Origin of the sequence: Pseudomonas sp. SORGH_AS_0199 (assembly GCF_031453735.1) — a bacterium.
Lineage (GTDB): Bacteria > Pseudomonadota > Gammaproteobacteria > Pseudomonadales > Pseudomonadaceae > Chryseomonas > Chryseomonas aestiva.
Genome location: NZ_JAVJAE010000001.1, coordinates 4,898,653 through 4,923,116, shown reverse-complemented (window position 1 = coordinate 4,923,116; position 24,464 = coordinate 4,898,653). Strand labels below are relative to the sequence as shown.

The window sequence follows — 24,464 nt, the reverse complement described above, 5'->3', positions numbered from 1 at the left end:
GGTGGCCCTATGCTACCAATTGCTGGCTGGCAGGGGAGAGGCGGTACCCTGGTTAGCGGCGGCTATGCCGCTCGCATGGACACTGTCGGTCGCTTCTGGAGTAGCGTCCGTCGCCTGTTACCCTAGTCTCGAAAGCGGCTGTCCAGATGCGTCGTGCCCGCACTGCCGGCGATGGCGGCGCAACCGGCGTCGCCGGCGGGGGTCCAAGCGCCAACATCTTTAAAATCATTGCAAGGAATTGCCCATGCGGGAGTGGAACTTGAGGTCGGGATGGCTCCGGCTGGTGGCAGTGCTGATCGCACTCTACCTGCTGGTCACCCTGGCGATAGGCTGGTACTGGAGTCGCGAACCGGATTTCTTCCCGGTGCAGCAGCATGCCCAGGAGGCGGCCACGGCCAGTGGCCGCAAGCTGGTGCTCGGCTACACCACGGTCGAGACCCTCAAGCAGGTGGCCGGCACCCTGCTGGACAAGCCGGGCGGCTATCTCTCCAACGACATCTTCCCGCCGGGCCTCTGGCTCGACGACATGCCGTCCTGGGAATACGGCGTGCTGGTGCAGACCCGCGATCTGGCGCGCGCCCTGCGCAAGGACTTCGCCCGTTCCCAGTCGCAGTCCACCGAGGACGTCGACCTGGCCCAGGCCGAGCCGCGCTTCAACTTCGACAACCACAGCTGGGCCATGCCCTCGTCGGAGTCGGAATACCGCGCCGGCATCGCTTCCCTGGATCGCTACCTGGCGCGCCTGGGTGGCCAGAATGCCCAGGGCCAGCCCACCGCCTACTTCTATTCGCGCTCGGACAACCTGCGCAACTGGCTGGGTGACGTCGAGACCCGCCTGGGTTCGCTGTCCCAGCGGCTGTCCGCCAGCGTCGGCCGGGTACGCCTGGACGCCGAGGTACGGCCGAACCAGGACATTCCCGCCGGCCAGGTGCCGGAAGTGCACGAGCAGCGCGTCGAGACGCCCTGGCTGCAGATCGACAACGTCTTCTACGAGGCCCGCGGTCAGGCCTGGGCGCTGTCGCACATCCTGCGCGCCATCGAGGTGGACTTCGCCGACACCCTGGCCAAGAAGAACGCCACGGTGAACGTGCGCGAGATCATCCGCGAACTGGAAGCGGCCCAGCAGCCGGTCTGGAGTCCGATGATCCTCAACGGCAGCGGCTTCGGCATCCTGGCCAACCATTCGCTGGTGATCGCCAACTACATCTCCCGCGCCAACGCCGCGATCATCGACCTGCGCCAGTTGCTGGAACAGGGCTGATGACGCCGGACGCTCGCGAAGCGGCGCATCGCGCCGCCTCCGACCGGGAGCTGGTGGTCTGGGTCGATCGCGACGATCGCACCCAGGGTGAGGTGCCACGGGCGGAATTGCGTGCCCGCGGCCTGATCGGTCGCTGCACCTTCATCCTGCTGTTCAATGACCGCGGCGAACTCTGCGTGCACCGGCGCACCCTGAGCAAGGCGCTCTACCCGGGCTACTGGGACGTGGCCGCCGGCGGCATGGTGGCGCCGGGCGAGAGCTATGCGCAGTCGGCGGCCCGGGAGCTGGCCGAGGAACTGGGGGTCAGCGGCGTCCCCCTGCGCGAGCACGGCACCTTCTATTTCGAGGAGCCGGGCAATCGCCTCTGGGGCGGCGTGTTCAGCGCCCACTGGAACGGCCCGCTGCGGCTGCAGCCGGAAGAGGTACTGGAGGCCCGCTTCCTGGCTCCGGCGGCGATTCTCGCCGAGGCTCGTCAGCAGCCCTATTGCCCGGATTCGCTGGAGGCCCTGCGCCTGGTCATCAGCCGGGCAGATGTCGCATCCCTGCCTTAATTTCTCGCATTCGCGCCTTAGCATCCGTGGGCGATGCTGCTACATTGCGCGGCCCCGGACCAGCGCGGCCCGTGCCGGCTGGCGCTGTATCCAAGGTTTCCTCCAGGCGCCCGGCGTCTGAACCAGACTGGGAGGACCGTCCCCTGAGCAAGAAAACCTCGTCGCTGGCGGATCTCAGCCGGCTGGTGTACTCCACCGACGTCGGCCGCATTCGCCCGGAAGAACCCCAGACACCGGTCCCGACCGGCGACGGCATCGCCCGGGTCCGGCGCGAGACCAAGGGCCGTGGCGGCAAGACGGTGACCACGGTCAGCGGCGTCCCCCTGGACGAGGACGCACTCAAGGACCTGGCCAGCGCGCTCAAGCGCCGCTGCGGCACCGGCGGGGCGCTCAAGGATGGCGTCATCGAGATCCAGGGCGACCATGTCGACCTGCTGCTCGGCGAACTCGAAAAACGCGGCTTCAAGACCAGGCGGTCGGGCGGCTAGGCCAGGCCTTCCAACCTCCGCGTACAACTTACCGCCCCTGGCGGCGGTCCATCCAAAGCAAGATTCCCTACAGGAGATTCCCGCGAATGTCCCCACGACGCACGCGCAAAGATGACGGCAGCCAGTGGACCGTGGCGGACAGCCGCAGCGTCTATGGTATTCGCCACTGGGGTGCCGGCTACTTCGCCATCAGCGATGCCGGCAACGTCGAAGTCCGCCCCCATGGCCCGGACGGCCAGCCGATCGACCTCCATGTGCTGGTCGGCCAGCTGCGCGAAGCGGGTCTGTCGCTGCCGCTGCTGGTGCGTTTCCCCGACATTCTCCAGGGCCAGGTGCGCCACCTGACCGGTGCCTTCGATCGCAACATCGAGCGCCTCGACTACCAGGGCCGCTACACCGCCCTCTATCCGATCAAGGTCAACCAGCAGGAAGCGGTGGTGGAAAACATCATCGCCACCCGCGACGTCTCCATCGGTCTGGAAGCCGGTTCCAAGCCGGAGCTGATGGCGGTGCTGGCGCTGGCGCCCAAGGGCGGCACCATCGTCTGCAACGGCTACAAGGACCGCGAATTCATTCGCCTGGCGCTGATGGGCCAGAAACTGGGCCACAGTGTCTTCATCGTCATCGAGAAGGAGTCCGAGGTCCCGCTGGTGATCGAGGAGGCGGCCGAGCTCAAGGTCACGCCCCAGGTCGGCCTGCGGGTGCGGCTGTCGTCCCTGGCGTCGAGCAAATGGGCCGACACCGGTGGCGAGAAGTCCAAATTCGGTCTCTCCGCGGCTCAGTTGCTGTCGGTGATCGAGCGCTTCCGCGCCGCCGGCCTGGAGCAGGGCGTGCGCCTGCTGCATTTCCACATGGGTTCGCAGATCGCCAACCTGGCCGACTATCGCCAGGGTTTCCGCGAAGCCATCCGCTACTATGCCGAGCTGCGCGCCCTGGGCCTGCCACTGGATCACATCGACGTCGGTGGCGGTCTGGGCGTGGACTACGACGGCACCCATTCGCGCAATGCCAGCTCGATCAACTACGACATGGACGACTACGCCGGTACCGTGGTCGGCATGCTCAAGGAATTCTGCGACCAGCAGGAATTGCCGCATCCCAACATCTTCTCGGAAAGTGGCCGCGCCATGACCGCGCACCACGCCATGCTGGTGATGCAGGTCACCGACGTCGAGCGCCACAACGACAGCGTGCCGGCCAGCGAGCGCTTCGAAGGCAAGGCCGAGGTGGTGCAGTGGCTGGCCGAGCTGCTGGGCGACACCGATCCGGAGATGGTCACCGAGACCTACTGGCGCGCCACCCAGTACGTCAGCGAAGCCGCCGCCCAGTACGCCTCCGGCACCCTGAGCCTGAGCGACAAGGCGCTGGCCGAGCAGTGCTACTTCGCCATCTGCCGCCGCCTCTACAACCAGCTCAAGGCACGCCAGCGCTCCCATCGCCAGGTGCTCGACGAGCTCAACGACAAGCTGGCCGACAAGTACATCTGCAACTTCTCGGTGTTCCAGAGCCTGCCCGATACCTGGGCCATCGACCAGATCCTGCCCATCGTGCCTCTGACCCGCCTGGACGAGGAGCCGGTGCGCCGTGCCGTGCTGCAGGATCTGACCTGCGACTCGGACGGCAAGATCAAGCAGTACGTCGACGAGCAGAGCATCGAGACCAGCCTGCCGGTGCACGAGGTGCGCGAAGGCGAGGACTATCTGCTGGCGGTGTTCCTGGTGGGCGCCTATCAGGAGATCCTCGGCGACATGCACAACCTGTTCGGTGACACCGACTCGGTGAACGTCTACCAGGACGCCGACGGCAGCGTGCGCCACGGCGGCATCGAGACCCACGACACCATCGAGGACATGCTCAGGTACGTGCACCTCTCGCCCGAGGAACTGATGACCTACTACCGCGACAAGGTCGCCAGCGCGCGCCTCACCGCGCGCGAACGCACCCAGTTCCTCGACGCCATGCGCCTGGGTCTGACCCGTTCCTCCTATCTCGCCAGCTAAGAAGCCGCTCACGATCTGCTGCGCGTCGGCCAAGCGGCGTTGAAAATGCCTTCGAAATGCTCATTTACTATCTGTAAATTCCGCTTTCTCCGGCATTTCCGTCTTGCTTGGCTCTAGCTCGCGAGATCGTGAACAGCTTCTGACGAAGCGAACCCTGGCGGCGGGGCGGGCTCTATAGCCTTGCCGTCAGGATGAGAGGAGGCAGTTATGAAGGGGCGCATGGCGCTGTTGTTGGTGGGCGGTCTGCTGCTGGCTGGCTGCGGCAAGGTCAATCAGGAAAACTATTCCCGGCTCAAGGCCGGCCAGACCAAGGCCGAGGTGGAGCAGGTCCTGGGTGCACCCACGGAATGCGCGGGCGCCCTGGGCGTCACCACCTGTACCTGGGGCGATCGCGGCTCCTTCATCAGCGTGCAGTATCTCAACGACAAGGTGGCGATGTTCGCCGGGCAGGGTCTGCGATGAAAACCTCTACCAAGATTCTACTGCTGGCGGGCGCCGCCGGACTGCTCGCGGCCTGCGCCAGCGGTCCGCGCGAGGTCCCGCCGCTCACCGCGGGCAATGTCGATCTGCAGCGTTACCAGGGCCAATGGTACGAGGTCGCGCGGCTGCCGATGTTCTTCCAGCGCAAGTGCGCCCAGTCCGACGCCAACTATCACGTCATGGCCGATGGCTCGGTGGCCGTGTTCAATCGCTGCCGCACCCTGGACGGCAAGGTCCAGGAAGCCACGGGTACCGCCACCCCGATCAAGCCGGGCGTGACCGATCGACTGGAAGTGCGTTTCGACACCTGGTTCAGTGGCGTGCTGCCCAATGTGGCCAAGGGACCCTACTGGATCCTCTATGTCGATGACGACTACAAGACCGCCCTGGTCGGCAGCCCTGATCGCAAGTACCTCTGGTTGCTGGCGCGCAAGCCCGAGATTTCCTCGGCGCAGAGCGAGAAGCTGCTGCGTATCGCCCGCGAGAAAGGCTACAACCTCAATCGTCTGGTCTGGCGCGAGACCGACGCCCACATGCCCTAGGCCTCAGGAGCACCCCCGTGAAACTCTGGACCGACGCCTTTTCCGATAACGCCTTCATGCCCAAGCGCCACGAATTCGACGTGGCCGATTTCGGCGCCCACGGAGAGAACATCTCGCCCGCCTTGCAGTGGGCCGATCTACCCGCCGATACCAAGAGCCTCGCGCTGACCGTTTACGATCCCGATGCCCCTACCGGTAGCGGTTTCTGGCACTGGGTGGTGGTCAACATCCCGGTCGGCACCCGGGGTCTGGCGGAAGACGCCGGTCGCGCCGATGGTTCGGGCCTGCCCGCAGGTGCGCTGCAGCTGATCAACGACTACGGCACCCGTGGCTTTGGTGGCGCGGCGCCGCCCAAGGGCGACAAGCCGCACCGCTATATCTTCCAGTTGCATGCGCTCAAGGTCGATCAGCTGCCGGTGCCAGCGGACGCCACCAATGCGGTCGGCCGCTTCATGATCCACCTCAACCAGCTGGCTTCGGCCACCTACACCGGTCTCTACGAGATCAAGTGAGGCAGCGGGCGGACGGGCTAGAACTCGTCCGTCGAGATCGCCAGGCGGATGCCTGCCGCACGCATCTCGGCCAGGAACGCCTCGCCCTGGGCTTCGAAGCCCGGCACCGAATGACTGCAGTCGGTGAGCAGCACCAGGTCCTGGCGCCGCTCCCGCGGCCAGTATTCCAGCAGATCGCGCAGGGTACTGGCCACGCAGTGTGACAGCGCCTCGCCCGCCACCAGCAGGGTGTCGGCGGACTGCAACCGGGCGATCAGTCCGGCGTCCACTGCAGTGCCCGGGTCCGCCAGATCCAGGACCTCGGCGCGCAGGGCCGAATAATGTTCGGTGTGGGGATTGCCGCCCTTGGCGATGAATTCCACCAGGCGTCCCTGCTGCCGTCCCCAGCCATTGAGCGCCTGGTGCACATCCTGTTGTACGCCATGGCCCCAGCCACCCACCAGGCAGTGCTCCGGCCAGATCACCAGGCGATAGCGACCCCCGGCCTCCAGGGCCTGCACATAGGCCAGCGCACGGGTGTGCTCGGCCGGATCGCGGGTCTGCCAGCGACCGCTGGCCACGTCGTCCGCGCTGATCTGGGTAAAGGGCGCCGGAGCCCCGCCCCGGGCATCCTGCCAGCCGTGCGGGTGGGCGATGTGCAGCGGCTGGTGGGAATCCAGGGTCACCCGGACCGCGGTGAGTCGGGCACCCAGGCGTTCGATCAGGGCGGCGACACGCTGCAGCCCTGCCACTGCGCCGGGCACCGGCAGGGCTGCCCCCGGCAGGTCGCAGAAATCGTTTTGCGGATCGATCAGCAGCAAGTGCAGCTTGGCATGGGGCATGGCGATCTCCTTGGTGACGGGCTGTCGATGGTGCGGGCGCCGCTGGACGCGAGGCAAGCCCGGGCAGCGTGGAAACCCGGTAAGGTGCAGGTCTATGATGAAGGGGCCGACCCTGCCCCGCGGAGCGCGACATGCTGAATCTGTACCCGGAAATCAAGCCTTACGCCCGCCACGAGCTGGCCGTCGAAGCCCCCCATGTGCTCTATGCCGACGAAAGTGGCTCGCCGGATGGTCTGCCGGTGCTGTTCATCCATGGCGGACCCGGCTCCGGATGCGATCGCCTGAGCCGGCGCTTCTTCGATCCCAATCTCTATCGCATTGTCACCTTCGATCAGCGCGGCTGTGGTCGCTCCACCCCCTATGCCAGCCTGGAGAACAACACCACCTGGCACCTGGTCGAGGACATCGAGCGCCTGCGCGAGCACCTGGGCATCGAGCAGTGGGTACTGTTCGGCGGCTCCTGGGGCTCCACCCTGGCCCTGGCCTATGCCCAGCGCCATCCCGAGCGGGTCAAGGCCATGGTCCTGCGCGGCATCTTTCTCTGTCGCCCGGTGGATCTGCACTGGTTCTACCAGGAGGGCGCGAGCCGACTCTTTCCCGATTTCTGGCAGGACTATCTGCATCCCATCGCTGAGGAAGAACGCGGCAATCTCATTCAGGCCTACTATCGCCGCCTGACCGGCCCGGATGAACTGGCGCAGATGTCCGCCGCCCGCGCCTGGTCCTGCTGGGAGGGCCGTACGGTCACCCTGAGGCCCAATCCCGACGTGCTGGAGAAATTCAGCGAGCATGCCCTGGCCATTGCCCGTATCGAGTGCCACTACTTCATCAACGCTGCCTTTCTCGAACCCGACCAGCTCTTGCGCGACATGCCCAGGATCGCCCATATCCCGGCGGTAATCGTGCACGGCCGCTACGACATGGTCTGCCCCCTGGACAATGCCTGGGCCCTGCACCACGCCTGGCCAGGCAGCGAATTGCAGATCATCCGCGACGCCGGTCATGCGGCCAGCGAGCCCGGTATCTGCGACGCCCTGGTGCGGGCGACCGACCAGATCGCCCGTGAACTGCTCGATCTGCCCCAGGAGGCCGAGTGAAGGCGCTGCTGCAAAGGGTCATCCGCGCCAGCGTCGAGGTGGAGGGAGAGACGGTCGGCGCCATAGGCCCGGGGCTGCTGGTCTTTGTCGGCATCGAACCCGCGGATGACGAAGCGGCCTGTGCTCGGATGCTCAAGCGGCTGCTGGAATACCGGGTATTCGCCGACGGCGAACAGCGCATGAATCTGTCCCTGCAGGATGTCGGCGGCGGTCTGCTGCTGGTCTCCCAGTTCACCCTCGCTGCCGATACCCGCAGCGGGCGGCGGCCGAGCTTTTCCACCGCCGCGCCTCCGGCCCAGGGCGAACGGCTGTTCGGTCACCTGGTGGGCCTCGCCCGTGATCTCCAGCCCGAGGTCCAGACCGGGCGTTTCGGTGCGGACATGCAGGTTTCCCTGGTCAACGACGGACCGGTGACATTTTTATTGTCGATTTAGTGAGGGCGCCCCTTACAGCGCCCTGCCAAGTGTCTATGATTGCGCAGTTCGAGTTTGAACGGTCGTCCAACTGGGGAATCATTGACCCCCGAGGGAGTCGGACCACTGCCTATCCGTTTCGCGACTACCCGTCGCCAAACGTATTCGTACGCTGATTTAGGAGGCTGCGTGTTATCTCATTCCAAAGTTAAGCCGGGCAAGCAGGGCTTCGCCCTTGTCGGGCTCTCCATCGCACTGGGCCTGTTCAGTGCCCAGGCCCTGGCCTTCAGCCTGGACGACGTGGCCGCCAAGGCCAAAGAGCTCTCCGGCCAGAAGTTCGTCGCGCCCAAGAGCAACCTGCCCGCATCCTTCAGCGGCATGAAGTATGCCGACTATCAGCAGATCACCTTCAATCAGGACAAGGCCTACTGGAAGGACGCCAAGACGCCCTTCCGGCTGAATTTCTATCACGAGGGCATGCACTACAGCGTGCCGGTGAAGATCAACGAGGTCACCGCCAACAACGTCGAAGAGATCAAATACGATCCCTCGATGTTCAACTTCGGCAATCTGCAGATCGATCAGGCCCAGCTCAAGGATCTCGGCTTCGCCGGATTCAAGGTGCTCTATCCGCTGAACAAGGCGGACAAGCATGACGAGCTGATGACCATGCTCGGCGCCAGCTATTTCCGCGTGATCGGCAAGAACCAGGTCTATGGCCTGTCCGCCCGTGGTCTGGCCATCGACACCGCCCTGCCGTCCGGCGAGGAGTTCCCGCGCTTCACCGAGTTCTGGGTCGAACAACCCCAGTCGGATCGTCGCAACCTGGTGATCTATGCACTGCTCGATTCGCCGCGGGCCACCGGTGCCTATCGCTTCGTGCTGACGCCTGGCAAGGACAGCACCGTCGACGTCGAAGCCAAGGTGTTCCTGCGCGACAACGTCAACAAGCTCGGCATCGCGCCGCTGACCAGCATGTACCTGTTCGGTCCCAACCAGCCGAGCGCCCAGGTCAACTATCGTCCGGCCCTGCACGACTCCAATGGCCTGGCGATCCACGCCGGCAACGGCGAGTGGCTGTGGCGTCCGCTGAACAACCCGCGTCGGCTCTCGGTCAGCACCTACACCATCGAGAATCCGCGCGGTTTCGGTCTGCTGCAGCGCGGTCACGAGTTCTACAAGTACCAGGACCTGGACGAGCGCTACGACAAGCGTCCCAGTGGCTGGGTCGAGCCCAAGGGCGACTGGGGCAAGGGTCATGTCGAACTGGTGGAAATCCCCACCCCGGACGAGACCAACGACAACATCGTGGCCTTCTGGACGCCGGACACCCTGCCGGAGAAGGGCCAGCCGATCGATGTCAGCTATCGCCTGCACTTCACCACCGACGAACCCAACCTGCACACCAAGGACCTGGCCTGGGTCGCTCAGACGCGCCTGTCCACCGGCGATGTGCGGCAGTCCAACCTGGTCCGTCAGACCGATGGCAGCCTGGCCTACATCATCGATTTCGAAGGGCCGAATCTCGACGATCTGCCCGAGGATTCGCAGGTCGGCTCCCAGGTCAGCCTGGACGCCAACGGTGAGCTGGTCGAGAACTCTGTGCGCTACAACCCGGTTACCAAGGGCTATCGTCTGACCTTGAGACTCAAGGTCAAGGATCAGACCAAGCCGGTGGAAATGCGCGCCAACCTCGCCCAGGGTGACAAACCGCTCAGCGAAACCTGGACTTACCAGCTACCTGCCAATGAATAACACCACCCGCGATACCTCGGTCGCCGCCACTGGCGACTACCTCGAACACCTGCCGTTGCCCACCGGGCAGCGGCAGGCGCTGGACCAGACGACCGATGTCGAGTCGCTGCATCGGCAACTGGCCGGTGCCCGCGGCGAGGGCGCCCAGGGCGCCGACGCGGTGATCGCCTCCACCGAGGCGCGTCTGGCCGCCGGTTGGGACGAGACGCTGGACGACGGCGAGCTGCTGGGCAGTGATGCCCAGGGGCGTGTCTTCATCAAGGCCACCCCGCCCATGACCCGCTCCATGATGGTGCCCGATCCCTGGCGCACCAATCCCGTGGCGCGGAGCTGGAAGCGTCTGCTCGGCCGCAAGGACCACAGTCGCTGGCAGCCCGATCCCGAAGCCGATGCCCATGCGCACTGGCGCAAGGTGGGTTCCTTCCGGCGCTTCATCCTGCTCATCCTGATGCTGGTGCAGACCGGTATCGCCACCTGGTACATGAAGGCCGTGCTGCCCTATCAGGGCTGGGCGCTGGTCGATCTCAGCGAGGTCTACCGCCAGGGCTGGGGCGAGTCCATCCGCCAGGTGCTGCCCTATGTGGTGCAGACCAGCATCCTGTTGCTCTTCGCCCTGCTGTTCTGCTGGGTCTCCGCCGGTTTCTGGACCGCCCTGATGGGCTTCTGGCAACTGCTCAGCGGACGTGACAAGTACAGCATCTCGGCCAGCTCCACCGGCACCGAGCCGATCGATCCCCAGTCGCGTACCGCCCTGGTGATGCCCATCGCCAACGAAGACGTGCCGCGGGTCTTTGCCGGTCTGCGCGCGACCTACGAGTCGGTCCGCGCCAGCGGCGAGCTGGAGCACTTCGATTTCTTCATCCTCAGCGACAGCAACGACCCCGACAAATGCGTGGCCGAAGAGAAGGCCTGGCTGGAGCTGTGCCGCGAGGTCGGCGGCTTCGGACACATCTTCTATCGCCGCCGCCGCCGTCGGGTGAAGCGCAAGAGCGGCAACATCGACGACTTCTGCCGTCGCTGGGGCAGCCAGTACAAGTACATGGTAGTGCTCGACGCCGACAGCGTGATGAGTGGCGAATGCCTGTCCAGCCTGGTCCGGCTGATGGAAGCCAATCCCCGTGCCGGCATCATCCAGACCGCGCCCAAGGCGTCCGGCATGGATACCCTGTACGCGCGTCTGCAGCAGTTCGCCACCCGGGTGTACGGACCGCTGTTCACCGCCGGTCTGCACTTCTGGCAACTCGGTGAATCCCACTACTGGGGCCACAACGCCATCATCCGGGTCAAGCCGTTCATCGACCATTGCGCCCTGGCTCCGCTGCCGGGCACGGGTTCGTTCGCCGGTGCGATTCTCTCCCACGACTTCGTCGAAGCCGCCCTGATGCGGCGCTCCGGCTGGGGCGTGTGGATCGCCTACGACCTCCCGGGTAGCTACGAAGAACTGCCGCCCAACCTGCTGGACGAACTCAAGCGTGACCGCCGCTGGTGCCATGGCAACCTGATGAACTTCCGGCTGTTCCTGGTCAAGGGCATGCACCCGGTGCACCGTGCGGTGTTCCTCACCGGGGTGATGTCCTATCTGTCGGCGCCGCTGTGGTTCCTCTTCCTGGTGCTGTCCACGGCGCTGCTGGCGATCCACAAGTTGCTGGAGCCCCAGTACTTCTTCCAGCCTCGCCAGCTGTTTCCGGTCTGGCCCCAGTGGCATCCGGAGCAGGCCATAGCCCTGTTCTCCACCACCCTGATCCTACTGTTCCTGCCCAAGCTGCTCAGCGTGGTGCTGATCATCGCCAAGGGCGCGAAGGAATTCGGCGGTGGGTTGCGGCTGTTCCTCTCCATGATGCTGGAGATGCTCTTCTCGGTGCTGCTGGCACCGGTACGGATGCTCTTCCACACGGTGTTCGTGACGGCCGCCTTCCTCGGCTGGTCGGTGCAGTGGAATTCGCCCCAGCGGGACGACAACGACACGCCCTGGAGCGAAGCCTTCCGCCGCCATGGTTCGCAGATGCTGCTCGGCCTGATCTGGACCGCCGGCGTGGCCTGGCTGGACCCGCGCTTCCTCTGGTGGCTGTCGCCCATCGTGGTGTCGCTGATCCTGTCGGCGCCGGTGTCGGTGATCTCCAGTCGGACCAACCTAGGGCTGGGCAGTCGTCGTCATCATCTGTTCCTGATCCCGGAAGAGTACGCACCGCCGCGCGAACTGGTGGCGACCGACGAGTACCTGCACCTGAACAACCGCAACGCCCTGACCAAGGGCTTCCTGCGCGCCACTGTCGATCCGGTGCTCAATGCCCTGGCCATCGGCATGGCCCGCGGTCGCCATGGCAAGGTGGTGGAGCCGGCCCGTCGGCTGCGCGAAGAGCGGGTGGCGCGGGTCCTGGCCGCCGGTCCCGAGAAGACCAAGGGCGACGACCAGTGGCGTCTGCTCAGCGATCCGGACGGCATGGCGCAACTGCACCTGCAGGTCTGGAAGGCCGAAGAGCACCGCAATTGGCGAGAAGCCTATGCCACCCTGCGGCCACGCTCCCACAGCGATTCCGCTGCGGATGCCCCAGCCAGTCCGGCCAGCATGATCCCGCGGCCCGCCTCCTGAGGAGGCGCTCCGCCCACGAAAAAGCCCCGGTGTCGCAGGACACCGGGGCTTTTTCTTGTACGTGATCCGGCTAGAACAGACGGGCGAGGAGGGCGGGTACCGCGTTCTCGACGCGCAGGATGCGTTCACCGAGCTGCACGGGCGCCAGGCCCGCTTCCTGCAGCTTCTCGACCTCGTAGGGTATCCAGCCACCCTCGGGCCCGATCGCCAGCGTCACGGGCTCTTCGAGGGCACGAGGGCAGGCGGGATAGCTGCCCGGATGCCCGACCAGGCCACGGGTGCCGGCGGCGAGTGCGGGCAGGCGATCCTCGACGAAGGGCTTGAATCTCTTTTCGATCAAAACCTCCGGCAGCACAGTGTCCCGGGCCTGCTCCAGCCCGAGACGCAGTTGCTCCTCGATGGCCTCGGGCGCTAGGAACGGCGTCTGCCAGAAGCTCTTTTCCACGCGATAGCTGTTGAGCAGTACCAGTCGCGCGACGCCCATGGCGGATACGGTCTGCAACACCCGGCGCAGCATCTTGGGGCGGGGCAGGGCCAGCAGCAGGGTGAGCGGCAGCTTGGCCGGCGGCGGCTGATCGAGGGTGACGATCAGGCAGGCCTGGCCGGCATCGAGGGATTCGATGTGGCCGGTACCCATCAGGCCGTTCAGCAGGCCAACGCGCATCCGGTCGCCGGCGGCCGCCTGGTGGACCTCGCGCAGATGGGCGAGACGGCGCGGATCGCGCAGCACGACCCGGTCAGCGGCCGTGAAGTCGGCCGCCTCGAGCAGGATCAGATTCACGGGCGTTCGGCGGGCGGCTGGACGTCGGGACTGGCATCTTCGTCGCTGAGCGGGCGCTCGCGCTTCTGCACGAAGCGACCGAACAGCAGGCCGATCTCGAACAGCAGCCACATGGGCACGGCCAGCATGGTCTGGGAGAAGACATCCGGCGGGGTCAGGATCATGCCGACCACGAAGCAGCCGATGATGACGTAGGGGCGGATCTTCTTCAGGTAGGCGACGTCGACCACGCCGATCCAGATCAGCAGCACGGTGGCCACCGGAATCTCGAAGGCCACGCCAAAGGCGAAGAACAGCGTCAGGATGAAGTCCAGGTAGGCATTCAGATCCGGCATCATCACAGCGCCTTCCGGCGTGATGCTGCTGAAGAAGTGGAAGATGATCGGGAACACCAGGAAGTAGGCGAAGGCCATGCCGGTGTAGAACAGCACGATGCTGGAGATCAACAGCGGGATGGCGACCTTCTTCTCGTGACGATAAAGACCCGGCGCGATGAAGCCCCAGACCTGGTGCAGGATCACCGGCATGGCGATGAACAGCGACACCACCAGGGTCAGCTTGAAGGGTGCGAGGAACGGCGAGGTGACGTCCGTGGAGATCATGGTCGCGCCTTCGGGAAGGACGCGGCGGATCGGCTCGGAAGCGAAGGCATAGATCTTCTGGGCGAAGTAGAACAGGCCGAGGAAGATCAGAAAGGTCGCCAGCACGCATCTGAGGATACGGGTGCGCAATTCGGTGAGGTGCGAGACCAGGGGCATTTCCTGGTCATCGTGTTCGGAGGGCTTGTCGCTCATGGTGCTCTTGGCGGCGTCTGGGGCGGATCCTGCGGGCGTTCGGCAACCACGTCCTGGGGCATGGGCGGAGCAGCGGCGGCGGGCGGTGTCTGGACCTCCGGCGTGGAAGCGGCAGGCTTGGGCCGGTTGTCGCGCTGTTCCATGGACAGGATATGCTCGTTGCGCAATTGCTGGCGAATTTCGTCAGCGCCGATCTCGCGCTCCACTTCCTGGCGGATGCTGTTGAAGCTGCGCCTCAGGCGACCGATCCACAGCCCCGCGGTGCGTGCGGCACCCGGCAGGCGTTCCGGGCCCAGCACCAGCAGGGCGACGAACCCCACCAGCATCATTTCGGGAAAGCTGATTCCGAACATGGCGGGGCCTTAGTCCTTGCGTACCACCGGCTCTTCGACCTTGCGGTGCTCGGCGTCGAAGGTCTGGGGGCGATTCAGGGGAGCATTCGGGTTGGCCGTGCTGGTGGTAGGCGTCGGCTGTTCGGCCTTGTCGTCCTCGTCGGTGTGCATGGCCTTGCGAAAGCCCTTGATGGCCTCGCCCACGTCGGAGCCCAGATGCTTCAAGCGTTTGGTGCCAAAGACGATCACCACGACGAGCAGGATGACGATCCAGTGTTTCCAGTCGAAGATACCCATGGTCTTTCCTCGTTGCGAAGCTTGGGGTCAGGATTGAGTGCGGGCGGCCTTTTCGGCGTGCCCGGAGAGGCCGAAACGACGATCCAGTTCGTCCAGCACGGCCTGGGGATGCTGGCCGAGGGCCGAGAGCATGATCAGGCTGTGGAACCAGAGGTCGGCGGTCTCGTAGATGACGTCGTCGTACTGCTGGCTGATGGCGGCGTCTTTCGCCGCGAGAATGGTCTCGACGCTTTCTTCGCCGACCTTTTCCAGGATCTTGTTCAGGCCCTTGTGATAGAGGCTGGCCACATAGGAGGAATCCGGGGCGGCCTGCTTGCGTTCTTCCAGTACCTGCGCCAGACGCGCCAGGGTGTCAGTCATGGCCGTGCCCTCCGGCATAGATGGCTTGGGGATCCTTGACCACCGGGTCGACGGTCGTCCACTCGCCATCGCGCAGCACGCGATAGAAGCAGCTCTCCCGACCGGTGTGGCAGGCGATGCCGCCAAGTTGCTCCACCTGCAGCACCACCACGTCGGCGTCGCAATCCAGGCGCAGTTCGATGACGCGCTGTACGTGACCGGACTCCTCGCCCTTGCGCCACAGGCGGTTGCGCGAGCGCGACCAGTAGACCGCACGGCCTTCGGCGGCGGTCAGGGCCAGGGATTCGCGGTTCATCCAGGCCATCATCAGGATGCGCCCCGAGGTGGGGTCCTGGGCGATAGCCGGTACCAAGCCGTCGCTGTTCCAGTGGATCTCGTCTAACCAGTCGCTCATGAGTCTGTTCAATACTACGAATTAGGGTACTGGGCTCTGTCCGAAAATTGCCTGCGCTCGGTCATGTGGCGTTAAAAATCCGTTCGGAATGCTCATTTACCGTTCGTAAACTCCGCTTCCTCACGGATTTGATTCGCTGGCGCTCACCCTTCGGGCCAGCCCTTGGCTGTTACTCCCGTTGGTCGTTGCGCCTTGCCTGACCTTCGCTCGGTGACTTTTCAGACAGGCCCTAGCCTCGCACAAGACGCAACTCGAATACAGCGGCAGGGCACCAGTGGCTGAGGGCGTGTATTTCGCCCGATAAAAATGACAGGACGGTTACAGCTTAAGGAGTTCAGCGCCTGATCACCAGAACCAGGCCGCCGACCAGCATGGCCCAGGCCGGCCAGGCGTAGGGCTGGGGTTCGAGACCCAGTTGTGCCGCACCCACCAGCAGGACCGCGCCGACCACCCGCACGATCCAGTCGTCGTTGCGTCTGCCCCAGGGATTGGGCGGATCCTTGCGATGCGGCTGGGTGATGCGTTCCAGGGTATCGCGCGCCATCTGCGCCAGATGGGGGATCTGCTCCAGTTGCTGCTGGATATTGCGGGCGACCTGCGGCGGACTCAGCCGCTTGCGCATCCACTTTTCCAGGTAGGGCTTGGCGGTGGACCAGAGATCCAGGTCCGGATAGAGCTGGCGGCCCAGGCCTTCGATGTTGAGCAGGGTCTTCTGCAGGAGCACCAGTTGCGGCTGGATCTCCATGTTGAAGCGGCGCGCCACCTGGAACAGCCGCAACAGCAGCTGGCCGAAGGAAATGTCCTTGAGCGGCTTCTCGAAGATGGGTTCGCAGACGGTGCGGATGGCCGCTTCCAGTTCGTTGACCTGGGTGTTGGCCGGTACCCAGCCGGAGTCGATGTGCAACTGCGCGACCTTGCGGTAGTCGCGCTGGAAGAAGGCCCAGAGGTTGCGCGCCAGATAGTCCTGGTCCTCGGGGGTCAGGCTGCCGATGATGCCGCAGTCCACCGCGATGTAGAGCGGATCCCAGGGCTTGGCGGTGCTGACGAAGATGTTGCCCGGGTGCATGTCGGCGTGGAAGAAGCTGTCGCGGAAGACCTGGGTGAAGAAGATCTCCACCCCTCGCTCGGCCAGCAGCTTGAAGTCGGTGCCCTGGTCGCGCAGGGCGGCCAGGTCGGTTACCGGGATGCCGTAGATGCGCTCCATGACCAGCACCCGCTCGCGGCACCAGTCCCAGTACACCTGGGGCACATAGAGGCGCTCGGAGCCGTCGAAATTGCGTCTGAGCTGGCTGGAGTTGGCCGCTTCGCGCAAAAGGTCCAGCTCGTCGTAGATGGTCTTCTCGTAGTCGCTGACCACGTCCATCGGGTGCAGGCGGCGGGCTTCGGCGGACAGCCGTTCGGCCAGGCGCGCCAGCAGGAACAGCCAGGCGATGTCCTGGCTGATGATGTTCTTAAGCCCCGGGCGCACCACCTTGACCACCACCTCTTCGCCAGTCCGCAGCTGGGCGGCATGGACCTGGGCCACCGAGGCCGAGGCCAGCGGCTGGTGATCGAAGCGGGCGAAGGCCTGCTTGATGGGTACGCCGAGCTGGGACTCGATGAGCGCCACGGCCTTTTCCGGCGGAAAGGGCGGGACCTTGTCCTGCAGGAACATCAGTTCGTCGGCGATATCCTCCGGCATGAGGTCGCGCCGGGTGGAAAGGATCTGCCCGAATTTGACGAACACCGGTCCCAGACCTTCCAGCGCCAGGCGCAGACGGGCGCCGCGCGGCAGGGTCTTGCTCGGACGTGGCAACCAGCGCCAGGGCAGCACGTAGCGGGTGGCACGCAGGTACCAGGGCAGCGGCAGGGCATAGACGATGTCGTCAAGCCGATAGCGGATGACCACGAAGAAGATCCGCAACAGGCGGTTGAGGGCAGCGAACAGCTTCATTCGTCGGGGTTATCCCTGGTGTTGCGGGCGGTGCCCAGGCGGGCGAGACGGGCGTCGAGACGATCCACGTCCAGGCGCAGGGCATCGATCTCGGCGAAGCGGGCCTCACCTTCGAGACGACCCACCAGCTGGCGGCTCTCCTCGTTCAGCCAGTTGGACAGCGTCAGTTGCAGGCTGTCACGGCTCTGTTCACCGAGCGCCTGGCCGCGCCGGGCCAGATCGCCCAGCAGCGCCGCCGGCAGCGGGCCGAGCCAGCGACTGACCTCGTGCTGCCAGTCCAGCTCCAGCTTCTGCAGGATGTCGGCCAGCTCGATCAGCAGGGTGCTGTCGCCTTCCAGACGCACGTCCGGCTGGTGCAGCACCCGCTGCTTGTCACGGGCCAGGGCCAGTTCGGCCAGACGTGTCGCCGGGGCACTCAGGGTGCAGTCGATATCGCCTTCGTGATGGGCGGCGAAATGCAGGCCGTCACCCGCGGGCAGGACGTACAGGCGCAGCTCCGGTTGCCGGGTCTGCACCGCGATCACCCGGCCGGTCAGGCCGGCCAGCCGCGGCAAGGCCACGGGGTCGAGCGCCAGTAGTGGATTCAGGCCACGCTCCAGCGCGGCCAGCAATGCCTGGGTGACGAGGGCCATCAGGGCTTGATGCCGCGATGCAGGGCGACCACGCCGCCGGTCATGTTGTGGAAGGTGACCCGGGCGAAACCGGTCTCTTCCATTATGGCCTTGAGGGTCTGCTGATCGGGGTGCATGCGGATGGATTCGGCCAGGTAGCGATAGCTTTCGGCGTCACCGGCCACCAGCTTGCCCATCAGGGGCAGGAAGCCGAAGGAGTAGGCGTCATAGGCCTTGGACACCAGCGGATTGGTGGGCTTGGAGAACTCCAGCACCAGCAGCCGGCCACCCGGCTTGAGCACGCGCAGCATCGAGGCCAGGGCCTGGTCCTTGTGGGTGACGTTGCGCAGGCCGAAGGCGATGGTGATGCAGTCGAAATGGTTATCGGGGAAGGGCAGCTTCTCGGCATCCGCCTGGACGAAGCGCACATTGCTGGCGACGCCTTCGTCGAGCAGGCGGTCGCGGCCGACCCGGAGCATGGAATCGTTGATGTCGGCCAGGACCACCTCGCCGGTGGGGCCGACCAGACGGGCGAACTGCTTGGTCAGGTCGCCGGTGCCGCCAGCGATGTCCAGCACGCGGTTGCCGCGGCGCACGCCGGACAGCTCGATGGTGAATCTCTTCCACAGCCGGTGGATGCCCGCCGACATCAGGTCGTTCATCACATCGTACTTGGCCGCCACCGAATGGAAGACCTCCGCGACCTTGTAAGCCTTCTGGCTCTCCGGAACGCTCTGGTAGCCGAAGTGGGTCTGGGATTCGGCCTCGGGGCCTTTGCGCGGATCGCTCATGGGGCTACACCTGGGACAGGGACAAGAGGGCATTCTAGCAGGCCGATCGCCCGGCATGCCCGGCTAAAACCGGGGCTGACCGCTCGGTTCTCGCGATTGGCGACGTGGCGGGCCCTCGCTATAGTCAGGGCCCCTTATCCGGAGTTCCCCGATGTCCCAGATCACCATCGAACGCAGCCATTCGCTTGGCTTGGAAGGCGTTCGCCAGAAGGCCGATCAACTGGCCGAAAAACTCACGCGTGACTATGGGGTGGCCTGCGCCTGGGAAGGCGATACCCTGACATTCACGCGCAGCGGCGTGGATGGACGGATCGAGGTCGGTGAAGACCGGGTGCGGGTGCTGGCGACCCTGGGCATGATGTTCTCGATGCTCAGTGGCCAGATCGAGAAAGAGATCGAGCGCAAGCTGGACAAGGCCCTGGCGGCCTGAGCCAGGGCTAGAGCATCAGCTTGACCGCGCTGACGTGTGGGTCCCGCGTCTTGCCGGCGCGGGCCAGCTGTTCCAGGTAGTCGGCCCAGAGTTCGTCGCGGCGACTGCCCAGTTCATAGAGATAGTCCCAGCTGAACAGACCACTGTCGTGGCCGTCATCGAAGGTCAGCTTGATGGCGTAGCGCCCCGCCGGTTCGACGGCGCTGATGCCGACCTGCTGCTTGCCCCACTGCAATACCGGATTGCCGTGTCCCTGGACCTCGGCCGAAGGCGAGTGCACCCGCAGGAATTCGGCGGGCAGCTCGAAGGTTTCCGCGCCATAGCTGACGCTGAGGGTCTTGGAAGCCTTGTGGAGCTGGATGGCGGTGGGAGTACGCATGGTGAGGTTCTCTGAGCGGTTTTGCAGTCTTTGCCTGAGGCCATCGCGGCCATGGGCCGCTCCTACAGGGTTCGATGTCTCCTGTAGGAGCGGCCCATGGCCGCGATTACGAATGCACCAAACCTACCGTTACAGTATATAGCGCGACAGGTCTTCGTCCTGCGCCAGTTCGCCCAGGTGGCCGTTCACATAGGCCGCGTCGATGACGATGGGCTCGCCATTCTGCTGGCCAGCGAGGTCAGCGGCGCTGAAGGACACCTCTTCCAGCAGGCGTTCCAGCAGGGTGTGCAGGCGCCGGGCACCAATGTTCTCGGTCTTCTCGTTGACCTGCCAGGCGATCTCGGCGATGCGGGTGATGCCGTCGGCGGCGAATTCCACCAGCAGCCCCTCAGTCTTGAGCAGTTCGCGATACTGCTCGGTGAGGGAGGCATGCGGCTCGGTGAGGATGCGCTCGAAGTCCTGCGGGGTCAGCGCCTTGAGTTCGACGCGAATCGGCAGACGACCCTGCAGCTCCGGCACCAGATCGCTGGGCTTGGACAGGTGGAAGGCGCCCGAGGCGATGAACAGGATATGGTCGGTCTTGACCATGCCCAGCTTGGTGTTGACGGTGCAGCCTTCGATCAGCGGCAGCAGGTCACGCTGCACACCCTCGCGGGAGACATCGGCACCGCTGGTGTTGCCACGCTTGGCGACCTTGTCGATCTCGTCGATGAAGACGATGCCGTGCTGCTCGACGGCTTCCAGGGCGCGGCCCTTGAGTTCTTCCTCGTTGACCAGGCGCGCGGCTTCTTCGTCGCGCACCAGCTTGAGCGCTTCCTTGACCTTGAGCTTGCGCTGCTTGGTCTTGCCCTTGTGCATGCCGGCGAAGAGATTCTGCAGTTGGCTGGTCATCTCCTCCATGCCGGGCGGGGTCATGATCTCGACGCCAGCGGGGGCATCGGCCACCTCGATGTCGATTTCCTTGTCGTCCAGCTGGCCTTCGCGCAGACGCTTGCGGAACAGCTGACGGGTGTTGCTATCGGTCGATGCCGGCTGGGGCTCGTTGCTGAAGCCCACCGACGGCCGCGCCGGCGGCAGCAGGGCATCGAGGATGCGCTCTTCGGCGGCGTCTTCGGCGCGATGGCGGTTACGCACCATTTCCTGTTCGCGCAGCATCTTCACCGCGGCGTCGGCGAGGTCACGGATGATGGACTCGACGTCGCGGCCGACATAGCCGACCTCGGTGAACTTGGTGGCTTCCACCTTGAGGAAGGGCGCATTGGCCAGCTTGGCCAGGCGCCGGGCGATTTCGGTCTTGCCCACACCCGTGGGACCTATCATCAGGATGTTCTTGGGGGTGACCTCGGGACGCAGCTCGACGGGCAGCTGCATGCGCCGCCAGCGGTTGCGCAGGGCGATGGCCACGGCGCGCTTGGCGTCGTCCTGGCCGATGATGTGGCGATTGAGTTCGTGGACGATCTCGCGGGGGGTCATGGACATGGGCAGTCTCTAAACCGGATCACGCCTGGGGCGCGTCCAGCTCCTCGATGGTCAGGTTGCGGTTGGTGAACACGCAGATGTCACCGGCGATATTCAGGGAGGTCTCGGCGATCTCGCGGGCACTGAGGTCGGTGTGCATGAGCAGGGCGCGAGCGGCGGCCTGGGCATAGGCGCCACCGGAGCCCATGGCGATCAGGCCTTCTTCGGGTTCCACCACGTCGCCGTTGCCGGTGATGATCAGGGAGGCGTCCTTGTTGGCGACCGCCAGCATGGCTTCCAGACGGCGCAGGGCACGGTCGGTACGCCAGTCCTTGGCCAGCTCGACGGCGGCGCGGACCAGGTGGCCCTGGTGCTTCTCGAGTTGCGCCTCGAAGCGCTCGAAAAGGGTGAAGGCGTCGGCGGTACCGCCGGCGAAACCGGCCAGCACCTCGCCCCGGTACAGCCGCCGGACTTTCTTGGCGTTGCCTTTCATGACGGTGTTGCCCAGGGAAACCTGGCCGTCGCCGCCGATCACGACCTTGCCGTTGCGGCGTACAGAAACGATGGTGGTCAAGGGAATCTCTCCGCGTTGCTTGGGGCGTCGGCCCCGGTTAAGCGGAGATATGGGGATGGCCGCGGCGCCCTTCAAGCGTCGCGGCGGGGGGATTCGGCAGGTGAGAGTCTGTTCACGGCCTCGCGAGCTAGCGCCAAACCAGGCGAGAATTCTCGAGGAAGCGCAGTTTACGCGTGGTAAATGAGCATTCCGAGAGAATTTTCAGCGCTGTTTGGCCGACGCGCAGCAGGCCATGGGCAGACTCTTTAGTGACCGCGTCGCTGCTGCAGCAACAGATTCTTGAAGCCGCTGCCGGCGAGCTGTTTCTGCGCCTGGGTCAGCTGGTCGCGATCGCTGTAGGGACCGACCAGTACCCGGTACCAGGTGTCGTCTTTGACCTTGCCCGATTCCACGCGCACGTCCTGGCCGAGCATGATGATCTGGGCGCGGACCCGGTCGGCATCGGCCTGGGTGCGGAAGGAGCCGGCCTGGAGGAAGAACAGGGTTACCGGCGGCTGGGCCTTGGTGGTGGCTTCCTTGGGCGGCGTGGCGGCCGGCTGGCCCGGGGTGGTCGCGGGCGTGGCCGACGTCGCGGTCGCCGGCTGGCCAGGTTGCGCCGGGGTCGCGGCGGCATCCGCTTTGGCCGGGGTGGTCGGCTTGGCGGCCGGATTGCGCGGCACGGCGTCCGGCGGCACGATTACCTCGGATTCGGGCAGCAGGGTATAGAAGTCGTACTTGGGCTTGATCGGCGTGGGCGGCGTGCCCTCGGTCTTGCCGGTAGCGGTCGACGACTTGCCATTGCCCGCCGTGGCGGCCGGGCGGCCCTCTTCCGGCTTGGCACGCTGCACCGCCTTGTTGCCTGGTTCGAGCTTCATCAGGAACACCACGAAGGCCCCGATGGCCAGACCCGACGCGAGCCAGACCCAGCCGGGCAGGGGCTGTTTCTTGGGGGCCGAGGTGTTGCGACTGGCGCCGCGCTTGGGTGGGGCTTTCTTGGTAGCCATCAGGCGGTGATCCGTCTCTTACATGCGTTCCAGGGTGTGCAGGCCGAGCAGTTCCAGACCCTGCTTGAGGGTGCGCCCGGTGAGGGCGGCCAGCCGCAGGCGGCTCTGGCGCAGCGCGGGGTCCTCGGCGGTCAGGATCGGGCAGTTCTCGTAGAAGCTGGAGAACAGGCCGGCCAAGTCATAGAGGTAGCTGCACAGCAGGTGCGGGGTACCCTTGTCGGCAACGCTGGTGAGGATTTCGCCGAATTGCGCCAGGCGACCGCCCAGATCCTGCTCCTGCGGGGCATCCAGGCGGATGCTGCCGGCGGGTTCGCTCTGCTCGGCCTTGCGCAGCACGCTGGCGACGCGGGTGTAGGCGTACAGCAAATAGGGCGCGGTATTGCCCTCGAAGCTGAGCATCTGTTCGAAGTTGAAGCTGTAGTCGCTGGTGCGGTGCTTGGACAGGTCGGCGTACTTGACCGAGGCGATGCCTACCACGCGGCCGATATGGCGCAATTCGTCCTCGCTGAAGGGTACCTCGCCGCGCTCGGCGCGACCGGCATTGCGCTCCTTGACCAACTGGTAGGCACGTTCCTCGGCTTCGTCGAGCAGGTCGACCAGCTTGACGGTACCGCCGTCACGGGTCTTGAACGGACGGCCGTCGGCGCCGTTCATGGTGCCGAAGCCCATGTGCTCGAGTTGCATGGTCGGCGCGACGAAGCCGGCGCGGCGCGCCACTTCGAAGGCCATCTGGAAGTGCAGGGCCTGGCGCTGGTCGACGAAGTACAGCGCCCGATCGGCGTGCAGCTGGCGGCTGCGGTAGCGCATGGCGGCCAGGTCGGTGGTGGAATAGAGATAGCCGCCACCGGCCTTCTGCACGATCACCGGCAGCGGATTGCCCTCGGCGTTCTTGAATTCGTCGAGAAAGACGCAGCGGGCGCCGTCGCTCTCGGTGAGCAGGCCGGCGGCGTCCAGATCGCTCACCACCTGGGCCAGGTCGTCGTTGTAGGCGCTCTCGCCCTTGACGTCGGCCGGGGTCAGGCAGACGTTGAGGCGGTCGTAGACTTCCTGGCAATGGGACAGGGAGACGGCATTGAAGCGTTCCCAGAGCCGCAGGCAGTGGGCATCGCCGGCCTGCAGCGCCACCACCAGTTCGCGCGCGCGGGCGGCGAATTCCGGCGAGGCGTCGAAGCGCCCCTTGGCGGCGCGATAGAACACCTCGAGATCGGCCAGCTCGCCTTCGGCGGCTTGCGGCTGCTCTTCCATGTAGGCCAGCAGCATGCCGAACTGGGTGCCCCAGTCACCCACGTGGTTCTGGCGGATCACCTCGTCGCCGAGGAATTCCAGCACCCGCGCCACGGCGTCACCGATGATGGTGGATCTCAGGTGACCGACGTGCATCTCCTTGGCCAGGTTCGGCGAGGAGAGGTCCACCACCACGCGCTGACGCGGCTCGTGCCTGGGCACCCCCAGGTGCGGATCGGCGAAGGCCGCATCCAGGCGCGCGGCCAGTTGCGCGTGATTCTGGAAGAAATTGAGAAAGCCGGGGCCGGCGATTTCCACCTTGCTGACCGCCGGATCGGCGGGCAGGGCGGCGAGCAGCTTTTCGGCCAGGTCGCGGGGCTTGGCGCGGGCCGGCTTGGCCAGCAGCAGGGCGACGTTGCTGGCGAAGTCGCCGTGGCTCTTGTCCTTGGTGTTTTCGACCTGGATGGCCGGAGCCACGTCGGCCGGCAGGGTGCCGTCGGCGATCAGGCGGTCGAGGGCGTGCTGGATGAGCTGGCGGATGCTGTCTTTCATGATCATTGGCCTTCGGCGTGCGCCGAGCGCGCACTGCGATGAAAACCCGGCATTATCCGTG

At 65.4% G+C, this 24,464-nt stretch carries 27 protein-coding genes; 12 read left to right on the top strand and 15 right to left on the bottom strand.

The features are described from left to right. Positions 1-244 precede the first annotated feature (244 nt). The 7 genes from QE444_RS22995 to QE444_RS22965 all read left to right on the top strand — a co-directional run bounded on the left by QE444_RS22995 (position 245) and on the right by QE444_RS22965 (position 5,834). The gene (locus tag QE444_RS22995; RefSeq protein ID WP_133861522.1) at positions 245-1,261 is read left to right on the top strand and encodes a DUF2333 family protein; all 1,017 of its coding nucleotides are present in this window, start codon (positions 245-247) and stop codon (positions 1,259-1,261) included. Beyond that, positions 1,261-1,812, top strand: a complete 552-nt coding sequence (locus QE444_RS22990) for an NUDIX hydrolase (RefSeq protein WP_285387680.1) — start codon at positions 1,261-1,263, stop codon at positions 1,810-1,812. Before QE444_RS22995 ends, QE444_RS22990 begins: the two co-directional genes overlap by 1 nt. 143 nt (positions 1,813-1,955) lie before the next feature. After that, positions 1,956-2,300, top strand: a complete 345-nt coding sequence (locus tag QE444_RS22985; protein WP_285387828.1) for a translation initiation factor Sui1 — start codon at positions 1,956-1,958, stop codon at positions 2,298-2,300. Positions 2,301-2,386: 86 nt separating this feature from the next. Continuing rightward, the gene (gene speA / locus QE444_RS22980; RefSeq protein ID WP_133861519.1) at positions 2,387-4,300 is read left to right on the top strand and encodes an arginine decarboxylase; all 1,914 of its coding nucleotides are present in this window, start codon (positions 2,387-2,389) and stop codon (positions 4,298-4,300) included. 207 nt (positions 4,301-4,507) lie between these two features. Beyond that, positions 4,508-4,762 (top strand): hypothetical protein, encoded by a 255-nt coding sequence (locus QE444_RS22975; RefSeq protein ID WP_133861518.1) that lies wholly within the window; start codon positions 4,508-4,510, stop codon positions 4,760-4,762. Continuing rightward, complete coding sequence (locus tag QE444_RS22970) at positions 4,759-5,322, top strand: lipocalin family protein (protein WP_133861517.1); 564 nt, start codon at positions 4,759-4,761, stop codon at positions 5,320-5,322. Before QE444_RS22975 ends, QE444_RS22970 begins: the two co-directional genes overlap by 4 nt. A 17-nt stretch (positions 5,323-5,339) precedes the next feature. Continuing rightward, positions 5,340-5,834, top strand: a complete 495-nt coding sequence (locus tag QE444_RS22965) for a YbhB/YbcL family Raf kinase inhibitor-like protein (RefSeq protein ID WP_252977208.1) — start codon at positions 5,340-5,342, stop codon at positions 5,832-5,834. Positions 5,835-5,851: 17 nt separating this feature from the next. Here QE444_RS22965 and QE444_RS22960 read toward each other — a convergent pair whose 3' ends face one another. Then, positions 5,852-6,655: a hypothetical protein gene (locus QE444_RS22960; RefSeq protein WP_285387686.1), complete on the bottom strand. Its 804-nt coding sequence runs from the start codon at positions 6,653-6,655 to the stop codon at positions 5,852-5,854. 131 nt (positions 6,656-6,786) lie between these two features. Here QE444_RS22960 and pip point away from each other — a divergent pair, with 131 nt between their 5' ends. From pip to mdoH, 4 genes are all read left to right on the top strand, one after another. After that, the gene (gene pip, locus QE444_RS22955; RefSeq protein WP_133861514.1) at positions 6,787-7,752 is read left to right on the top strand and encodes a prolyl aminopeptidase; all 966 of its coding nucleotides are present in this window, start codon (positions 6,787-6,789) and stop codon (positions 7,750-7,752) included. Then, entirely contained in the window at positions 7,749-8,186 is a 438-nt protein-coding gene (gene dtd / locus QE444_RS22950; protein WP_133861513.1) for a D-aminoacyl-tRNA deacylase, read from the top strand. The genes pip and dtd overlap by 4 nt, the downstream gene beginning before the upstream one ends. A 228-nt stretch (positions 8,187-8,414) precedes the next feature. Then, the gene (locus QE444_RS22945) at positions 8,415-9,920 is read left to right on the top strand and encodes a glucan biosynthesis protein G (RefSeq protein WP_273861917.1); all 1,506 of its coding nucleotides are present in this window, start codon (positions 8,415-8,417) and stop codon (positions 9,918-9,920) included. Then, a complete protein-coding gene (mdoH, locus tag QE444_RS22940; protein ID WP_187980388.1) occupies positions 9,913-12,510 on the top strand; it encodes a glucans biosynthesis glucosyltransferase MdoH in 2,598 nt (865 codons plus the stop codon). Before QE444_RS22945 ends, mdoH begins: the two co-directional genes overlap by 8 nt. A gap of 70 nt (positions 12,511-12,580) precedes the next feature. Here the strand turns inward: mdoH and QE444_RS22935 are convergent, their stop codons facing one another. The 9 genes from QE444_RS22935 to ubiE form a co-directional block, all read right to left on the bottom strand. Further along, positions 12,581-13,291: a 16S rRNA (uracil(1498)-N(3))-methyltransferase gene (locus QE444_RS22935; protein WP_187980387.1), complete on the bottom strand. Its 711-nt coding sequence runs from the start codon at positions 13,289-13,291 to the stop codon at positions 12,581-12,583. Next, on the bottom strand, positions 13,288-14,085 hold the full coding sequence (gene tatC, locus QE444_RS22930) for a twin-arginine translocase subunit TatC (protein ID WP_187980386.1): 798 nt from the start codon (positions 14,083-14,085) through the stop codon (positions 13,288-13,290). The genes QE444_RS22935 and tatC overlap by 4 nt, the downstream gene beginning before the upstream one ends. Next, positions 14,082-14,438, bottom strand: coding sequence for a Sec-independent protein translocase protein TatB (gene tatB / locus QE444_RS22925; protein WP_208693831.1), 357 nt, complete (start codon positions 14,436-14,438; stop codon positions 14,082-14,084). The genes tatC and tatB overlap by 4 nt, the downstream gene beginning before the upstream one ends. A gap of 9 nt (positions 14,439-14,447) precedes the next feature. Then, complete coding sequence (locus QE444_RS22920) at positions 14,448-14,714, bottom strand: twin-arginine translocase TatA/TatE family subunit (RefSeq protein ID WP_059230854.1); 267 nt, start codon at positions 14,712-14,714, stop codon at positions 14,448-14,450. Positions 14,715-14,741: 27 nt separating this feature from the next. Next, entirely contained in the window at positions 14,742-15,074 is a 333-nt protein-coding gene (locus QE444_RS22915; protein WP_007161606.1) for a phosphoribosyl-ATP diphosphatase, read from the bottom strand. Next, positions 15,067-15,468, bottom strand: coding sequence for a phosphoribosyl-AMP cyclohydrolase (hisI, locus tag QE444_RS22910; RefSeq protein ID WP_133861506.1), 402 nt, complete (start codon positions 15,466-15,468; stop codon positions 15,067-15,069). The genes QE444_RS22915 and hisI overlap by 8 nt, the downstream gene beginning before the upstream one ends. Positions 15,469-15,802: 334 nt before the next feature. After that, positions 15,803-17,401: a ubiquinone biosynthesis regulatory protein kinase UbiB gene (gene ubiB / locus QE444_RS22905; protein ID WP_285387699.1), complete on the bottom strand. Its 1,599-nt coding sequence runs from the start codon at positions 17,399-17,401 to the stop codon at positions 15,803-15,805. After that, positions 17,398-18,033, bottom strand: a complete 636-nt coding sequence (locus QE444_RS22900; RefSeq protein ID WP_285387702.1) for an SCP2 domain-containing protein — start codon at positions 18,031-18,033, stop codon at positions 17,398-17,400. Before QE444_RS22900 ends, ubiB begins: the two co-directional genes overlap by 4 nt. Further along, a complete protein-coding gene (gene ubiE / locus QE444_RS22895) occupies positions 18,033-18,803 on the bottom strand; it encodes a bifunctional demethylmenaquinone methyltransferase/2-methoxy-6-polyprenyl-1,4-benzoquinol methylase UbiE (RefSeq protein WP_285387706.1) in 771 nt (256 codons plus the stop codon). The genes QE444_RS22900 and ubiE overlap by 1 nt, the downstream gene beginning before the upstream one ends. Positions 18,804-18,954: 151 nt before the next feature. On the opposite strand from ubiE, the gene QE444_RS22890 reads away from it, so the two are divergent. Then, positions 18,955-19,233: a polyhydroxyalkanoic acid system family protein gene (locus QE444_RS22890; RefSeq protein ID WP_133861503.1), complete on the top strand. Its 279-nt coding sequence runs from the start codon at positions 18,955-18,957 to the stop codon at positions 19,231-19,233. Positions 19,234-19,240: 7 nt separating this feature from the next. Here QE444_RS22890 and QE444_RS22885 read toward each other — a convergent pair whose 3' ends face one another. The 5 genes from QE444_RS22885 to argS all read right to left on the bottom strand — a co-directional run bounded on the left by QE444_RS22885 (position 19,241) and on the right by argS (position 24,403). Further along, positions 19,241-19,612 carry a gamma-butyrobetaine hydroxylase-like domain-containing protein gene (locus tag QE444_RS22885; RefSeq protein WP_133861502.1) on the bottom strand — a complete coding sequence of 124 codons (372 nt, stop codon included), beginning with the start codon at positions 19,610-19,612 and terminating at the stop codon, positions 19,241-19,243. A gap of 129 nt (positions 19,613-19,741) precedes the next feature. Next, entirely contained in the window at positions 19,742-21,091 is a 1,350-nt protein-coding gene (hslU, locus tag QE444_RS22880) for an ATP-dependent protease ATPase subunit HslU (protein ID WP_042136625.1), read from the bottom strand. A 19-nt stretch (positions 21,092-21,110) separates the two neighbouring features. Further along, a complete protein-coding gene (gene hslV, locus QE444_RS22875) occupies positions 21,111-21,644 on the bottom strand; it encodes an ATP-dependent protease subunit HslV (RefSeq protein WP_017641034.1) in 534 nt (177 codons plus the stop codon). A 245-nt stretch (positions 21,645-21,889) separates the two neighbouring features. Further along, positions 21,890-22,627: an SPOR domain-containing protein gene (locus QE444_RS22870; RefSeq protein ID WP_187980384.1), complete on the bottom strand. Its 738-nt coding sequence runs from the start codon at positions 22,625-22,627 to the stop codon at positions 21,890-21,892. An 18-nt stretch (positions 22,628-22,645) separates the two neighbouring features. Continuing rightward, positions 22,646-24,403 carry an arginine--tRNA ligase gene (gene argS / locus QE444_RS22865; protein WP_285387714.1) on the bottom strand — a complete coding sequence of 586 codons (1,758 nt, stop codon included), beginning with the start codon at positions 24,401-24,403 and terminating at the stop codon, positions 22,646-22,648. Between the last annotated feature and the right edge of the window lie 61 nt (positions 24,404-24,464).

Coding starts and splice junctions, on each gene's coding strand:
- QE444_RS22995 (WP_133861522.1), top strand. CDS start 245: ATGCGGGAGTGGAACTTGAGGTCGGGATGGCTCCGGCTGGTGGCAGTG.
- QE444_RS22990 (WP_285387680.1), top strand. CDS start 1,261: ATGACGCCGGACGCTCGCGAAGCGGCGCATCGCGCCGCCTCCGACCGG.
- speA (WP_133861519.1), top strand. CDS start 2,387: ATGTCCCCACGACGCACGCGCAAAGATGACGGCAGCCAGTGGACCGTG.
- QE444_RS22975 (WP_133861518.1), top strand. CDS start 4,508: ATGAAGGGGCGCATGGCGCTGTTGTTGGTGGGCGGTCTGCTGCTGGCT.
- QE444_RS22970 (WP_133861517.1), top strand. CDS start 4,759: ATGAAAACCTCTACCAAGATTCTACTGCTGGCGGGCGCCGCCGGACTG.
- QE444_RS22960 (WP_285387686.1), bottom strand. CDS start 6,655: ATGCCCCATGCCAAGCTGCACTTGCTGCTGATCGATCCGCAAAACGAT.
- pip (WP_133861514.1), top strand. CDS start 6,787: ATGCTGAATCTGTACCCGGAAATCAAGCCTTACGCCCGCCACGAGCTG.
- mdoH (WP_187980388.1), top strand. CDS start 9,913: ATGAATAACACCACCCGCGATACCTCGGTCGCCGCCACTGGCGACTAC.
- tatC (WP_187980386.1), bottom strand. CDS start 14,085: ATGAGCGACAAGCCCTCCGAACACGATGACCAGGAAATGCCCCTGGTC.
- tatB (WP_208693831.1), bottom strand. CDS start 14,438: ATGTTCGGAATCAGCTTTCCCGAAATGATGCTGGTGGGGTTCGTCGCC.
- QE444_RS22920 (WP_059230854.1), bottom strand. CDS start 14,714: ATGGGTATCTTCGACTGGAAACACTGGATCGTCATCCTGCTCGTCGTG.
- QE444_RS22915 (WP_007161606.1), bottom strand. CDS start 15,074: ATGACTGACACCCTGGCGCGTCTGGCGCAGGTACTGGAAGAACGCAAG.
- hisI (WP_133861506.1), bottom strand. CDS start 15,468: ATGAGCGACTGGTTAGACGAGATCCACTGGAACAGCGACGGCTTGGTA.
- ubiB (WP_285387699.1), bottom strand. CDS start 17,401: ATGAAGCTGTTCGCTGCCCTCAACCGCCTGTTGCGGATCTTCTTCGTG.
- QE444_RS22900 (WP_285387702.1), bottom strand. CDS start 18,033: ATGGCCCTCGTCACCCAGGCATTGCTGGCCGCGCTGGAGCGTGGCCTG.
- ubiE (WP_285387706.1), bottom strand. CDS start 18,803: ATGAGCGATCCGCGCAAAGGCCCCGAGGCCGAATCCCAGACCCACTTC.
- QE444_RS22890 (WP_133861503.1), top strand. CDS start 18,955: ATGTCCCAGATCACCATCGAACGCAGCCATTCGCTTGGCTTGGAAGGC.
- QE444_RS22885 (WP_133861502.1), bottom strand. CDS start 19,612: ATGCGTACTCCCACCGCCATCCAGCTCCACAAGGCTTCCAAGACCCTC.
- hslU (WP_042136625.1), bottom strand. CDS start 21,091: ATGTCCATGACCCCCCGCGAGATCGTCCACGAACTCAATCGCCACATC.
- QE444_RS22870 (WP_187980384.1), bottom strand. CDS start 22,627: ATGGCTACCAAGAAAGCCCCACCCAAGCGCGGCGCCAGTCGCAACACC.
- argS (WP_285387714.1), bottom strand. CDS start 24,403: ATGAAAGACAGCATCCGCCAGCTCATCCAGCACGCCCTCGACCGCCTG.